Source organism: Symplocastrum torsivum (genome assembly GCF_059505465.1).
On the sequence record NZ_JCACKQ010000112.1, the window covers coordinates 180,726 to 194,203 of the forward strand.

Genomic DNA, 13,478 nt, shown 5'->3' on the forward strand with positions numbered 1-13,478 from the left:
GATTGAGATTGCGCTAACTCAACATGCGATCGCTCCTGTTCTGCCTGATTCTGTTGTAGTGTTTGTTGCAGTTGAGAGCGATTGCGATCGAGTTCCTCGTGGGACTGCTCTAACTGAGTTTGTAACTTGAATGACTCTTTTTCTAATCTCCGAAGATCTAGCCAATCCTGAAGCACCCAGGCTTCATAAGGTGGTAGAGGTGGGAGTTCAGGAACAAGCGAAGAAGACAAAGCCTCCGGTGTCACTGCCTTAGCATTAAGTTCCTGGTAAAGTTCCCATACCTGAGGAAAGTAATGCTTGATCAAAGCAGGTCGATGCAAATTATACGACTGCGTATTCAGTAATGAATCGTCGTAAATATCTGAATCCGGGTAATTTAAGGGAATCCCAAACTTATCTTTGATAGCTTGTATTAGAAAACTAGGATCGTGGGCAATGCTATAAATACTGATTAAAAGGCAACGTTCCGAAAATTGCTCATAAAATCTTAGAACTTCTTGGTTATAGTTCAGCCAAATTTCTAAAGCAAAATTAGGATTAAAATCAAATCCTTCATCTCCTACATTACGTCGTCGGTAAAGAGAATCAATCACTTCCCACGGTGCACGGTATATTAATAAAAAATTGGCTTGAGGAATTAAATCTGCCCAGTAATTCAAGAATAGAGTTGTTCTTGGATCTTTCCATCCCCAAATCTTCCTAGAAGAATTTTCCTGGACAAGTAATTTAGCTCGCCCTAAAAATTGCTCTGGCACCTTAATCTGTTTCTCTACAGTCCAACCTGCCTTACTAATTCCTTGAGATAATAAAATATTTTCGTGAAACTCTGTAAAATTAAGATTTTCAAAGTACCCTTTTACATTACCAGCCCCTGCTGGCATTAGCCTTTTACCTATATCTACCCCTGCGCTCTGGAGCAATGACGCTGTAAGAGAGGTACCAGAACGATGCATTCCAGTGATTATAAAAATGCTTTGCTTACTATCGTTATTTTGCATATCTTTAGAAAAAATATAAATAAAATATTACCATTTCAAAAATTATTATATTTATGCTTCTAAATTTCTCTCAATTTCTTTTGATTTTTTTTCTATCCCGATAGGTATAACTTGACTTTGGTTAAGTAAAGAAACGTGAGTGTCTACTTTAAAGTCTACCAGACCGGTTTCCAATATATTTTCTTCGATTTGTACTCTAAACATAGCTGTATCAACACAGCGATGGAGAAAGACTTCGGTATCATCTACCAATCCAAGAACCCCAGCATTGAGGAAATAAACTCCCGGTTGTAACAAACAATGAAATCTAAACTGAACTTGAACTGTACTACCTTGCTCTACACATTCAATCGCCTTATCTAGAGTGTGAGAGACAGCACCCCCTAGCTCAAAACCACTGATGGTCTTAATTAACATCCCAAACCTAACTCTGTAAGCTGTCTCAGAAAACTTGACCTGATAAGTGTAAATATAATTGCTTCGTCTGCATAAAATGTTGACAGTTTTGCCTTCAAGGTTAGTAATATGAGTCTGAGAAATTTTTGCTCCAATAGATATATAAGAGATAGTACTCTTAGGCTTCATATCGGGATCATAAAGAGCAGATGCCTTTTGTCTAGGGCTAGAAGACTTGGTTATCGAATCGTTGAGCGATTGATTGACTTTCCCTTGATGATTCATGCTCCGTATGTCTTCACGCAAAGCCTGTATTTTCCCGGCTGGCGCATAAATCAACTTTTGATAATTGAAAACTACTGACTTAGGATTACCAGACAGAAGCAACTCTCCGTGATCTATCAAAATAGCTGAATTGCAAAGATCTATAACTGAAGCCGCTGAATGGGAAACAAACAAAATTGTTCCTCCCCGCTCCCGAATTGATTGAAGCCGAGCAAAACACTTACGCTGAAAAGCTTCATCACCGACCGACAGCGCCTCATCCACCACCAAAATATCAGGCTCGACCGTTGTGACTACGGCAAACGCTAGCCGAACAAACATCCCACTTGAATAAGTCTTAACGGGTTGTTCAATAAAATCTCCAATATCAGCAAAAGCGGCAATCTGATCAAACTTGGCTTCAATCTCTTTGTGATCCAGACCCAACAACCGTCCATTAAAAAAGACATTCTGACGCCCTGTAAATTCCGGGTTAAATCCACTTCCCAACTCTAGCAATGCCGAAATCCGACCTCTAACCTGAACTTCGCCACTAGTCGGTGTCAACGTTCCTACGATAATTTGTAGTAGTGTACTTTTTCCAGAGCCATTTCGCCCCACAATTCCTAAGGTCTGTCCCTTCAGTACCTCTAGGTCAATATTCTGTAAAGCCCAGAATTCATTTGCCCTGCTTTTTCCAGGCAGCAGCAAGTCCTTTAACCGGTCTACAGGCTGAGCATAGCGCTTGAAGCACTTTGAAACATTTTTTACAGAAATCGCAATCTCACTCATCACACCTCATGCTGGCAACACTACAAATTGCCCATTCCATCAAAACTTATAGCATATCAGTAAATGCCGAACGCCAACGTTACTAGGTGGATACTTTATGGTTTAAGAGTTCCTAGGCTCACCTAACTTGAACAGAGAGCCACGTTAGCCTGGAGTCCCAATTTTCCTTTTGTATTAGGGTTTCTACCCTTTTGGTATAGCAATTATATGCGATCGCTGCCACCGGATTTAGCAAAAACACCCAAGTTCCGTCCCTTTTGTGGAATTACCCATTGCCAAATAGATCACTGCTATAACTATTTTAGAACTGAGTAGTATGGGCAATATTATTGAATCCCCCTAGTTCATTGAAGAGTTTCACGTGAGGGAGCTTCATAAAGCCAATAAAAGGGAGGCACAAATGTTTTACTCCAACCGAAAGAAGTTAAAGCCGTAGTTATCTCTACAAACTGTTGGCTGTAATTAAGATCTTGTCTCACTAGGTCGGGTAGCCAATGTCCAGAATTTTGCCCTACTTCTGAGATAGGCGAAGGATTTATTTGGGCAGGTATACCAACTAAAAAACTACATATTTTTTGCTGATTTTGTGAATTATTGATGTAGTTCTTTAAGCTATCAACCGTCTTTATACTTTGACTAGGATTATAGGAAGATAATCTGTCAGGTGGGATTGAACCAAAATGAGTAGCTAAACTAAAACTCGTCGCATTATCAGTTACTAATATACTACATGGAGAGGCTAGTGTAGGATTTTCAAAAAACCATTGTGCAATTACATACTGATCTTCTAGTTGACGATTTTCAAAAAACCATTGTGCAGTTACATCTAGGGTTTTAAGGGATAATTGTTCTGGTGTCTTGTATAACTGGTGCCATAATCTACCGCGCCAGGGAAGACTCGGTTGAGCAGACAAAAAAAATAATAAAAATACAACAATAATATGATTATTTATATATATTTTTTTTGTCTTACTAATAAATTCAAACATTTCCTTTAGAGCCACTATTAACACAAAGCTGTAAGGAAAAGCATACAAAATCCTAAAAGTAGTATAGTGACCATCTATTATGGCAATGAAAAGCGTAAAAGGTTGAAAAAATAGTAGCAAAAGTGGCAACAAGGTCAGAGTTGATAACAATCTATATTTTTTCCAAGAAATCAGGGAGAATAACATACTCAAATAGCCATAAACACCTAAAGTCTGAAAGTATGGAAGTTTTTGATCCCAAACCCGAAGAATCCCCCATTTTGACCAATAATTAGGATCTAAAGTTAAATACTGAGCTGTCTTTTCTTTAAAGTAATCCTGAAAATAAGAATTATAAAAATTAGAGATTAAAACCGCATACTGTTGAAAAAACTTTATAGATAAGACTCCTAAAAGAAAACTTAGAAGTATAACTACAGGGATTATATAGATTATTTTTTTACCTAATACAATTTGTTTTTTTTCATACAGCCTTACAAGAAAAATCGCCAAATTTGAAATTAATAATAGAAAGAGTTCTTGATAGTGGTTGTAATAAATTATAGGAAGCAAAAGGATAAGTTCACAGCCTTTCTTTCTTTTTCCATCAAAAATATCAGTAATTACAATTAATGATCGCAGGTAGGCTATATAAGCTAAAGGGGTTGATGAAAGGGCATAGTAGCGATAGAAGCCAAATACATTAGTGCCAAATAAACAGATAGTTCCTAATGCTTGAATTTTTGCCCAAGATTCTGAAAATCCTATTCGCAAAGCAAATAAGTAAAATTGGTAGGCAAGGAGAAACTGCCAAAAGGTGCTATAGATATCAAGGGCAGATCTTCTAGAGAGAGGCTCGACTTTAGACATCAGCGTCCAGCCCCAAAAATAAGTAAATTTATAATTAGCTGAATGCTCGTTTACGAAACCATAGCCTTGCCACTCAAAAATTCGTCGGAAGTGTTCCCAGGAGTCAGAGGGGAATTCTAGATAGGCTCCTGGAATCTGAAACAGTAGTATTAGGTTAATCCAAAATACTAATTTATATAAATGATTTTTAGTATAAAACTTACATAAATAATAGATAAAAACTATAATGTTAAACAAATGCAAAAATATAAAAATATTTTCTAGATAAAATATTTTCAAATGGAAATATTTAAATACCAGGTAAAGAAATAGATAGGGAACGAAAAAGAACCAGCCTTCTGCAAATAAGACTTTACCTAAGTCATATAATTTCATGTTTTTGAGATTCATGTTCAAAAGTAAGTAGACATTTTTGAGCGACTGCCCACAAAGCCTCTGAAGCTACATTATGGGCTGTCGCTTCTGAAAGGGTAGCTATTACGTCTGACAGTGCTTCAACGAGCAGTAATTTACTACAGACAGCCATGATTTTTGGATGCTGTGTGGGCATGATATTTTCTGTAGCTCCTGTTAAAGATTCATGCAGCTTCTCTCCGGGACGCAAACCTGTAATCTGAATTGGGATGTCCTGCTGTGGGGTGAACCCGGCTAGCTGGATCATCTGTTCTGCCAGGTCAAAAATATTGACGGGCTGACCCATGTCTAAAATCAGTGTTTGTCCTGATTGACCTACAGCTATGCTTTGAATTACTAGCTGCGCTGCCTCAGGAGTCGTCATAAAGTAGCGGGTCATTGCTTGGTCGGTAACTGTAACGGGACCGCCTCGAGCGATTTGCGCTTGAAAAATTGGGACGACACTACCACGGCTCCCAAGAACGTTGCCAAAGCGCACAACGAGAAAGCGAGTCTTACTTGTGGCGGCATGTGCCTTGACCATGAGTTCAGCCAAGCGCTTACTCAGACCCATAAAGCTAGAGGGGTCAACCGCTTTGTCGGTAGAAATAAGGACAAAGGTTTCAACCCCATAGGTATCAGCCAGAGTCGCCAAGTAAGCTGAAGCAAGAGCGTTGTTCTCGATCGCTTCTGTGGGGTTATGCTGCATTAAGGGGACGTGCTTGTGAGCAGCGGCATGAAAGATGATTTCTGGCTTCCAGTTTTTTAAGATCCGTTCGATACGAGCTTGATGACGGATATCGGCAATGACTGGAGTTGTCATTAAGTTTGGAAAGTCTCGTCGCAGTTCTTGCTCGATTTGGAAGATGCTGTTCTCCCCACGTCCGAGTAGCAGCAGGTGTTTGGGTTCTAGACGAGCCAACTGGCGACAGATTTCTGAGCCGATGGTACCGCCTGCACCTGTGACCAGGATGGTACGTTGGTAGATTTGCGATCGCGCTGAGGGAAAGTGCGAACCAAACTCCTCCGCTAAGTCAAGTCGAACTTCTGGACGCCCCAAGATATCTTGGATTTGAATTTCTCTAGCTTGGGGCGTGAGGTTGCGATCTCGAAGAATCTCTCCCTGTCCCGGCAAGACTTTCAGCTTCAGTCCAGTTCCACGCGCAAGATCTACTAACTTACGGATTTGAGCCGCACTTGCCGAAGGCATGGAAATCAAGACTTCATTGACATTGAGAGAAGAAGTGATCGCAACCAACTGGCTAGACGACCCAAGAACTGGCACCCCTTCTACTTTGCGTCTTACTTTCGTTGGGTCATCATCAACAAATCCAACAACTTCCAGATTCAGTTGAGGACTTTGTCGCACTTCTTGGACAATCTGGGCACCAGTTTTCCCTGCTCCAACTAGCAGTACCTTCTGCCGCTCTGAACGATCGCAGCGAGGTTGACGGCGCTGATGGGTATGATGGACTGACCAGCGACGAGCATACCGAAGGGCAACCATCCCCAGGAAGCAGAAACTCCAGTCGATTACCGCAACGCCCAGAGGAACCCCATCAAAAGGTACAAAGCGAGGAATTAATAGACGGGTCGTAACTAAAACTAGCAGTGAATAGAGGGTAATCACCTGGAAAAGGGACAGGGCATCCTTAAGACCGAACAGACGCCAGACTTGTTGGTACAGTCCAAAACCGCTTTGGATCAGTACACGACCAGGAATCGCGACTAGAGGTAGAATACCTGCCAGAAATTGGTGAGTATCTGCAACTTCTCCGTCAAAACGAATTAAGAAGGCGAGACTGCAAGCCGACCAGGCAACAAAACCATCTAGCGTGAGTTGCCCCAGCCGATACATAAATGGAGAAATAACTAGCTTGGGCATAGAAAACTTGTCCCAGCACACCATTGGCAACGATTGTTGATCATACCGTTGTCTAAACGCCTACATGATGTCAATTTTTGGGTTGGGACAAATCATTCTTTATACGCGCTACTTGATCCCAGATGATGGCAGCAAGAACTGCCACCATAAAGCTGGCAATAACAGCAATTACAGCCATCTGTCCAGAAGATCGAGTCTCCTGTACCTCGGATTCGCTCACAATCTGCACTGACATAATCTTGGCAGCAAACTTAGGCAAATTTTTCTGACTCTGCTCTAGATAGTCTTTGTCAAACTCAAGGGCAGCAATGTCAGCCGCCGCCTGAGCCTGCTCTGCTTCTAGCGCATCCAGTTTACCCGTATTGGTGGGAGGTAGTTGAGCAATTGTTTGCTGCAACGGGGGTAAGATACTTTTTTCTTTTTCGAGCTGTAGTTCGGTAGTAGTCAGCCAAGCCGTTAGAGACTGGTTCAAGGGTTCTTGAAACCTTGTTTTCAGTTGGCTGACAATTTTAGGGGCAACGGTGTTCAAAGTCTTGGCATTTGGAGACTGTAGGTTTAGGTCAATTTTTTGGGTTTCAATGTCATATCGTGCTGTAACAGTGATTTCGCCTAGTTGGGAACTTCTTAAAAAATCTACGGTCAAGGCACCCGCTTGATTGATGTCTATAAATGGCAGTAGTTGGCTTGAAAGCGGGATAGAAGTAGATCGGACTGACAGCGTTAGCTGTTTCTGGTATTGTTTGGGATTGAGCAGGGACAGAGCGATCGCAGCGCTCGATAGGACAACTGTTGTTAGTCCTATGAACTTAATATGGCGAATCAAAAATTGGACGATATCTACCAGACCAATTTCATCTCCAGGCTGAGTTGAGTTGTGTTTAGTAGGCTGAAACAATCCCTTCTACTCCGCTACCTGAAACTAAGGTTAGGATACAGTACAACTTAGCGATTGGGAACTAGTCAAGAGTGCAAACTCTATTCAAACGTTGGAAAACTATCACAACTGGCTCGATCAATCGCCAAATTTTTAGTGCAGCAATCACAGTTGGTCTAATGACTGCACTAGTAAAAATCGCGATCATTAGTAAAGAATTGGTAGTTGCTTGGAGGTTTGGTACTGGAGATGCGCTAGATGCCTTTTTTATCGCCTGGTTGGTTCCTTCTTTTATCATTGTTTTATTACCTGAATCTTTTAATGCTGCTCTTATTCCTACCTATATTCGAGTCCGGGAACAGGAAGGATTAGATGCGGCTCAACAACTTTTATCTAAAGTAATAGTTTGGGGTTTAGGTTTACTGGCAATTACTACAATCTTAATGGTAGCTACAGCTCCTCTATATCTTCCCTTGCTTGCCAGAGGATTTAGCCCTCAAAAGCTAGAGCTAACTTTTTACTTACTTTGCACAATTACACCAGTTGTAATGCTGAGTGGAATTGTTGTAATCTGGAGTGCCGTTTTAAACGCACAAGAGCGCTTTGCTCTAGCTGCGATCGCTCCAGCGATGACAGCATTAGTAACAATTGCTTTTTTAGTAGGGAACAAAAGCTGGGGCATCTTTGCCTTAACAGGAGGGCTAGTTGGCGGCACCCTGCTAGAGATGCTTCTTTTGGGAGTAGCACTGAAACGGCAAGGGATTTCATTGCTTCCAACCTGCTATCGATTTGACCCTCACTTGCGTCAAGTGGTTAGTCAGTATGCTCCAATTATGGCAGGAGCATTTTTAATGTCTAGCACAACCTTGGTCGATCAAGCGATGGCAGCTCGGCTGTCTTCTGGAAGTGTCGCCGCACTCAACTATGGGATGAGAGTAATTGCCCTGCCGATTAGTCTGATTACTACAGCCTTAAGTACCGCGATAATTCCCTACCTTTCAAAAATGGTTGCCGCTCAAGATTGGAAAGGAGTACGGTCTACGATGAAGCGCTATCTCTGGCTAATTTTTCTTGTGACTGTACCAATCGCAGGCTTTATATATATGTATTCTCAACCAATTGTGGAGCTTTTACTCCAAAGAGGTTCGTTCACTGCCCAAGATACTTATATTGTTGCTAAAGTCCAAGCAATGTATGTCTTACAATTACCTTTTTACGTAGCAGGGATTTTAGTAGTACGGCTTATCTCATCAATGGATATTAATCAAGTTCTCATCGGAATTGCTGGGTTGAATTTACTTTTTAATATTGGCTTAAATTATCTATTCATGCAGTGGTTAGGTGTTCAAGGAATTGCTTTGTCTACAAGTTGTGTTTATGTATTTTCTTTTTTTAGCGTACTATTATTAGCTTATAGAAACTTGAGGAAAATTGAGAATGAATCAAGATAAGATATGGAATTATTTCCAAGATAAATCGCCGGAGGTGTTTTTGCCAGCAAGTTCTCGATTAAACTATCTATTTAAAAAATCTCTAGATATATTTGGTGACACGACCCTAACCATCTTAAATATTGGCGTAGGAAATGGTGGACTTGAGAAGAGATGCCAGGAACAAGGTTGGGAAACTTATGCTCTCGATCCCAGCCAAGAAGCAATTAGAAACCTTAAGGCAATTGGTGTCAAAGGAGAGGTAGGTTACATCCAAAGCATTCCGTATGCTGATGATTTTTTTGACGTTGTTTTTTGTTCGGAAGTAATTGAGCATCTATCAAAGGAGGAGATTAATCTTGGTCTAATCGAGATATCAAGAATTTTAAAAAAAGGGGGAGTGCTAATTGGAACTGTTCCTTATCAAGAAAATCTTATTGAGAATCAAGTCGTTTGTCCGAAGTGTGGGGAAATTTTCCATAGATGGGGACACCAGCAATCGTTCGATGTTAAAAGCTTAATAAGAATATTTCCAAAGACATTAGCTGTTAAAACCATTGACATTATTTACTTTGTAGACTTGCTAACACTCAATTGGAAGGGTATTTTAATGGCAGGGGCTAAGAAAGGATTGTCATTGCTAGGCATTCATGGTCGTGATGAAAATTTATTTTTTGTTCTAAGAAAAGAAGATTAACTATGGTTATTTCCCCGACTATGACGTATTTGCTTAGACATTAGCATGAGTCTAGAAAAGAAAGCTCAAGTTAAACTGAGATTTTTTGTTAAGCGATGAATGATGAAATAAGTTTATTCGGTAAAATCTACTCTAATATCTATAATAAAATTTGTGGAGTTCCTCCAAACTTATATTTTTGACATTTTCAGTGGCTTGCTGTTAAAGATCTCTACCCAGATCTAAAACAAATTCTCCCAACAATTCAAGGAAAACTTCTGGATGTAGTTTGTGGGGATAAACCTTATGAAGCTTTTTTGAACTTAGAGAAGATTGAGCATGTTGGTCTTGATATCTATTTAGGCGATCACGTTGATATTCCACTCACAGTGGACGAGACATGGCCTCTAGAAGCCTCCTCCTTTGATGCCGTTTTATGCACTCAAGTTCTAGAACATACCGCAAACCTTGAAAGCATAATTTCAGAAATTAGCCGAGTATTAAAGGTAGGAGGGATAGCAATAATTTCTGTTCCTTTTATTTATAACCAACATGGAACGCCTGATGATTATAGGCGTTTTTATATTTATGGAATTAAGAACATCATGGAAAAAGGATATGAAATTATTAATGTAAAAACTCAAGGAGGTGTAGGTAGTACAGTAGGAGTGTTAATTTTAAATTGGGTTGAGATGCAAATGAATTTATACAAAATCACTCGTTTATTAAAGGGGATTTTGCTTCCTGTTTGGATAGTTTTGTGTGTATTTATTAATACGCTAGGATGGATTTTAGACTATGCTGATAAAACAGAATCGTTTTACAGCAATACTTGGTTAGTTGCCAGAAAGCGATGCGCTTAACACTGGTTATCTTTTCACTATCTCCTGGTGGGGCGGAACGAGTGATGTCAATCATGGCTAACTACTGGGTAGTTAAGGGATGGAACATCACGCTACTCACGTTTGATGATGGCAACAAACCGCCATTCTACGAGCTAGACTCTCGTGTGCATCATATTCCCTTGAGGATAGCTGCAGATTCGTCTAACCTATTGCTAGGTTTTTGGAACAATCTAAGGCGTGTACAAATCCTACAATCAGCGATCGCGCAAAGTAAGCCTGACGCTGTGATTAGTTTTATGGAGCAAGTCAATATGCTGACTCTACTGGCAACGAGATCGCTAAATTTACCAACAGTGGTGTCAGAGCGGATCGATCCCACATTGTATTCTGTCGGCAGGGTTTGGGAAAAGTTACGCCAGTGGACGTATCCACTCGCTGATCAAATTGTTGTCCAGACGAAAGGGGCACAGACTTATTTTTCTCCTAAACTCCAAAGCCACACTTGCATCATTCCTAACCAAGTTTTGTTGCCAACTAGAGAAAAAACGACATCTGACAAGCACTTGGCTAGGCGATCCATCATTGCAGTTGGACGTCTGACTCAACAAAAAGGGTTTGACCTTTTACTGCAAGCCTTTGCGTCTTTGACAGAGTTTCATTCTACATGGACATTAACGATTTTTGGTGAAGGAGAATTACGTCGAGAACTTGAATCACTCCGGGATAGCTTAGCCTTATCTGGACTAGTTCATTTCCCTGGAGTCGTGAAAAACCTTGATAAAGTTCTCAGGCAAGCCGATATCTTTGTCCTATCTTCCCGTTTTGAAGGTTTTCCTAACGTACTGTGTGAAGCAATGGCATCTGGACTACCAGTCATTTCCACAGATTGCCCCAGTGGACCACGAGAGATTATTCAGGATGGTGTAGATGGTATCCTAGTGCCGAACCAAGATGCTAAAGCTCTCGCTCTAGCCATGCATCGCTTAATGTCTGATGAAGCAGAGCGGAAACGGTTATCAGCTTGTGCAACAGATGTGGTAGAACGGTTCAGCTTAGAAAAAGTAATGGCAATGTGGGAAAAACTTTTGGCTCAAGTTGTCGAGGAGAGGTTAGGTTATGACGAACACATTTGAGCAAGAAATCAAGGAAGGCGATCGCTTTCAGTTTGGAGAAAACTGGAGGCGTTTTTTATCGGTGCTGAATGATGAACGCATTACCGAAGCAGAAAACTCTCTCAAGCAGATGTTAAAAGTAGAGGATTTACAGAGTAAAACCTTTTTAGATATCGGTTCCGGCAGTGGTTTGTTCTCTTTGGCTGCCCGTCGATTAGGCGCAACTGTTCATTCCTTTGACTACGACCCTCAGTCAGTGGCTTGTACACAAGAACTTAAACGTCGATATTTTTGTGAGGATTGTAAGTGGACGATTGAGCAAGGTTCAGTGCTAGATGTCGCTTACCTAAAATCATTAGGAAGGTTTGATGTTGTCTACTCTTGGGGAGTGCTACATCATACGGGTAATATGTGGCAAGCACTAGAAAATATTATCTTAGTTGTTGTCAATCAAGGACAACTTTTTATTGCTATCTATAACGACCAAGGGGGTAAATCTCAACGCTGGTTGAAAGTTAAAAAGCTCTACTGTTCTGGCTTTCTCGGTAGAACCCTAGTTTCAGCTTTTTTTATTCCCTACTTCATGCTTCGGGATTTAGCTGTAGACCTTTTGAAACGGAGAAATCCCATTTCACGCTACCTAGAGTATCAAAAGTCAAGAGGAATGTCTCTGACTCATGATTGGTACGACTGGCTTGGGGGCTATCCTTTTGAGGTAGCAACGCCTGATGAGATTTTTAGCTTCTACCACGAGCGAGGTTTTGTCTTGGAAAATTTACTTACAGATGGAGGTCACGGAAATAATCAGTTCGTTTTTCTAAAACAATGATCAAACTTGCCTTTCTCGCTCGTGATTTTGACTACGGTGGTGCACAAAGACAACTCGTAACCCTAGTCAAAGCATTAGATAAAAAAGACTTTGATGTAACGGTTTTATGCTTCTACTCCGGTGGTCCTTTAGAGAACGATCTAAAAAATAGTGGCGTTAAGCTTATTTCTCTAGACAAGGGTGGACGATGGGATTTATTTAATTTCTATCAGCGCCTGATTCACCACTTGAAGCTTATACAGCCTGATATCCTACATGGGTATCTCAGTGATCCGAACTTACTGATGATTTTTCTCAAACCTTTTTTTCCGTCAATCCGGATGGTTTGGGGAGTTCGAGTCTCTAACGATGATCTAAGTCAATACGATTGGCTAATCCGGTTGGTGATCCAATTAGAGTGGTTTATGTCTCGTTTTGCTGACTTGATTATTCTCAACTCTTATGCAGGTCGAGACTATCATCGGGCTTGTGGATTCCCTGATCACAAGATGGTGGTCATTCCCAACGGTATTGATACGGAACGGTTTAAACCCGATTCCGAAGCCAGAGCAAAGGTTAGATCACAATGGGGGATTTCGGAACAAACTGTCTTAATCGGCTTAGTAGGACGACTACATCCAATGAAAGATCATCCCACTTTTCTTAAGGCGGCAGCCCTCCTCTCTAAACAGCAGCAAGATGTGCAATTTGTATGTGTGGGAACTGGGCTAGAGGATTATGCACAGGAACTATGTCGGTTAGCTCAAGAATTTGGTATCGCTGAAAAAGTCATTTGGGCTGGAGCGCGTGCCGATATGCCTGCTGTCTATAATGCTCTTGACATTGCTTCTTCTTCTTCTTCCTATGGCGAAGGCTTTGCCAACGTAATAGGAGAGGCAATGGCTTGTAAAGTTCCCTGTGTTGTCACTGATGTGGGAGACTCGGCATGGATTGTTGAAAACACGGGTATAATCGTATCCCCTCAAAACCCAGAAGCACTTGCCAACGGCTGGAGCCTGTTAATAAAACAACAACAATACAAAGACGCTGCTCTCAAGTCAAAAACACGTTCGAGAATTGTTTCTGAATTTAGCTGTAATAAACTTGTGCAAAATGTGGCGGATGTTCTAAATCAGACTTTACTTCGTAGGGATTTGAATAAATAAG

The 13,478-nt window shown here is 40.9% G+C and carries 11 protein-coding genes; 6 read left to right on the forward strand and 5 right to left on the reverse strand.

The window, feature by feature from the left end:
* From AC5JL3_RS26000 to AC5JL3_RS26020, 5 genes are all read right to left on the reverse strand, one after another.
* Positions 1–998 (reverse strand): sulfotransferase family protein (locus AC5JL3_RS26000; RefSeq protein WP_496077226.1); only part of this gene is annotated, 998 nt, incomplete at its 3' end.
* Positions 999–1,049: 51 nt separating this feature from the next.
* Positions 1,050–2,450, reverse strand: a complete 1,401-nt coding sequence (locus AC5JL3_RS26005; protein WP_496077227.1) for an ABC transporter ATP-binding protein — start codon at positions 2,448–2,450, stop codon at positions 1,050–1,052.
* Between the two features lie 344 nt (positions 2,451–2,794).
* Positions 2,795–4,663 (reverse strand): hypothetical protein, encoded by a 1,869-nt coding sequence (locus tag AC5JL3_RS26010; protein WP_496077228.1) that lies wholly within the window; start codon positions 4,661–4,663, stop codon positions 2,795–2,797.
* Positions 4,650–6,566: a polysaccharide biosynthesis protein gene (locus tag AC5JL3_RS26015; protein ID WP_496077229.1), complete on the reverse strand. Its 1,917-nt coding sequence runs from the start codon at positions 6,564–6,566 to the stop codon at positions 4,650–4,652. Before AC5JL3_RS26015 ends, AC5JL3_RS26010 begins: the two co-directional genes overlap by 14 nt.
* Before the next feature lie 70 nt (positions 6,567–6,636).
* Complete coding sequence (locus AC5JL3_RS26020) at positions 6,637–7,461, reverse strand: hypothetical protein (protein WP_496077230.1); 825 nt, start codon at positions 7,459–7,461, stop codon at positions 6,637–6,639.
* Between the two features lie 71 nt (positions 7,462–7,532).
* On the opposite strand from AC5JL3_RS26020, the gene murJ reads away from it, so the two are divergent.
* The 6 genes from murJ to AC5JL3_RS26050 all read left to right on the forward strand — a co-directional run bounded on the left by murJ (position 7,533) and on the right by AC5JL3_RS26050 (position 13,477).
* The gene (gene murJ, locus AC5JL3_RS26025; protein WP_496077231.1) at positions 7,533–8,891 is read left to right on the forward strand and encodes a murein biosynthesis integral membrane protein MurJ; all 1,359 of its coding nucleotides are present in this window, start codon (positions 7,533–7,535) and stop codon (positions 8,889–8,891) included.
* Positions 8,878–9,567: a class I SAM-dependent methyltransferase gene (locus AC5JL3_RS26030; protein ID WP_496077232.1), complete on the forward strand. Its 690-nt coding sequence runs from the start codon at positions 8,878–8,880 to the stop codon at positions 9,565–9,567. Before murJ ends, AC5JL3_RS26030 begins: the two co-directional genes overlap by 14 nt.
* Before the next feature lie 257 nt (positions 9,568–9,824).
* Positions 9,825–10,409, forward strand: a complete 585-nt coding sequence (locus tag AC5JL3_RS26035; RefSeq protein WP_496077299.1) for a methyltransferase domain-containing protein — start codon at positions 9,825–9,827, stop codon at positions 10,407–10,409.
* Positions 10,400–11,524 (forward strand): glycosyltransferase family 4 protein, encoded by a 1,125-nt coding sequence (locus AC5JL3_RS26040; RefSeq protein WP_496077233.1) that lies wholly within the window; start codon positions 10,400–10,402, stop codon positions 11,522–11,524. The genes AC5JL3_RS26035 and AC5JL3_RS26040 overlap by 10 nt, the downstream gene beginning before the upstream one ends.
* Positions 11,508–12,332 carry a class I SAM-dependent methyltransferase gene (locus AC5JL3_RS26045; RefSeq protein WP_496077234.1) on the forward strand — a complete coding sequence of 275 codons (825 nt, stop codon included), beginning with the start codon at positions 11,508–11,510 and terminating at the stop codon, positions 12,330–12,332. The genes AC5JL3_RS26040 and AC5JL3_RS26045 overlap by 17 nt, the downstream gene beginning before the upstream one ends.
* Positions 12,329–13,477 carry a glycosyltransferase gene (locus tag AC5JL3_RS26050; RefSeq protein ID WP_496077235.1) on the forward strand — a complete coding sequence of 383 codons (1,149 nt, stop codon included), beginning with the start codon at positions 12,329–12,331 and terminating at the stop codon, positions 13,475–13,477. The genes AC5JL3_RS26045 and AC5JL3_RS26050 overlap by 4 nt, the downstream gene beginning before the upstream one ends.
* The last annotated feature ends 1 nt before the right edge of the window (position 13,478 follow it).

Excerpts from the sequence above, each read along its gene's own strand:
- AC5JL3_RS26005 (WP_496077227.1), bottom strand. The coding sequence starts at position 2,450 with ATGAGTGAGATTGCGATTTCTGTAAAAAATGTTTCAAAGTGCTTCAAG.
- AC5JL3_RS26010 (WP_496077228.1), bottom strand. The coding sequence starts at position 4,663 with ATGAAATTATATGACTTAGGTAAAGTCTTATTTGCAGAAGGCTGGTTC.
- AC5JL3_RS26015 (WP_496077229.1), bottom strand. The coding sequence starts at position 6,566 with ATGCCCAAGCTAGTTATTTCTCCATTTATGTATCGGCTGGGGCAACTC.
- AC5JL3_RS26030 (WP_496077232.1), top strand. The coding sequence starts at position 8,878 with ATGAATCAAGATAAGATATGGAATTATTTCCAAGATAAATCGCCGGAG.
- AC5JL3_RS26040 (WP_496077233.1), top strand. The coding sequence starts at position 10,400 with ATGCGCTTAACACTGGTTATCTTTTCACTATCTCCTGGTGGGGCGGAA.
- AC5JL3_RS26045 (WP_496077234.1), top strand. The coding sequence starts at position 11,508 with ATGACGAACACATTTGAGCAAGAAATCAAGGAAGGCGATCGCTTTCAG.
- AC5JL3_RS26050 (WP_496077235.1), top strand. The coding sequence starts at position 12,329 with ATGATCAAACTTGCCTTTCTCGCTCGTGATTTTGACTACGGTGGTGCA.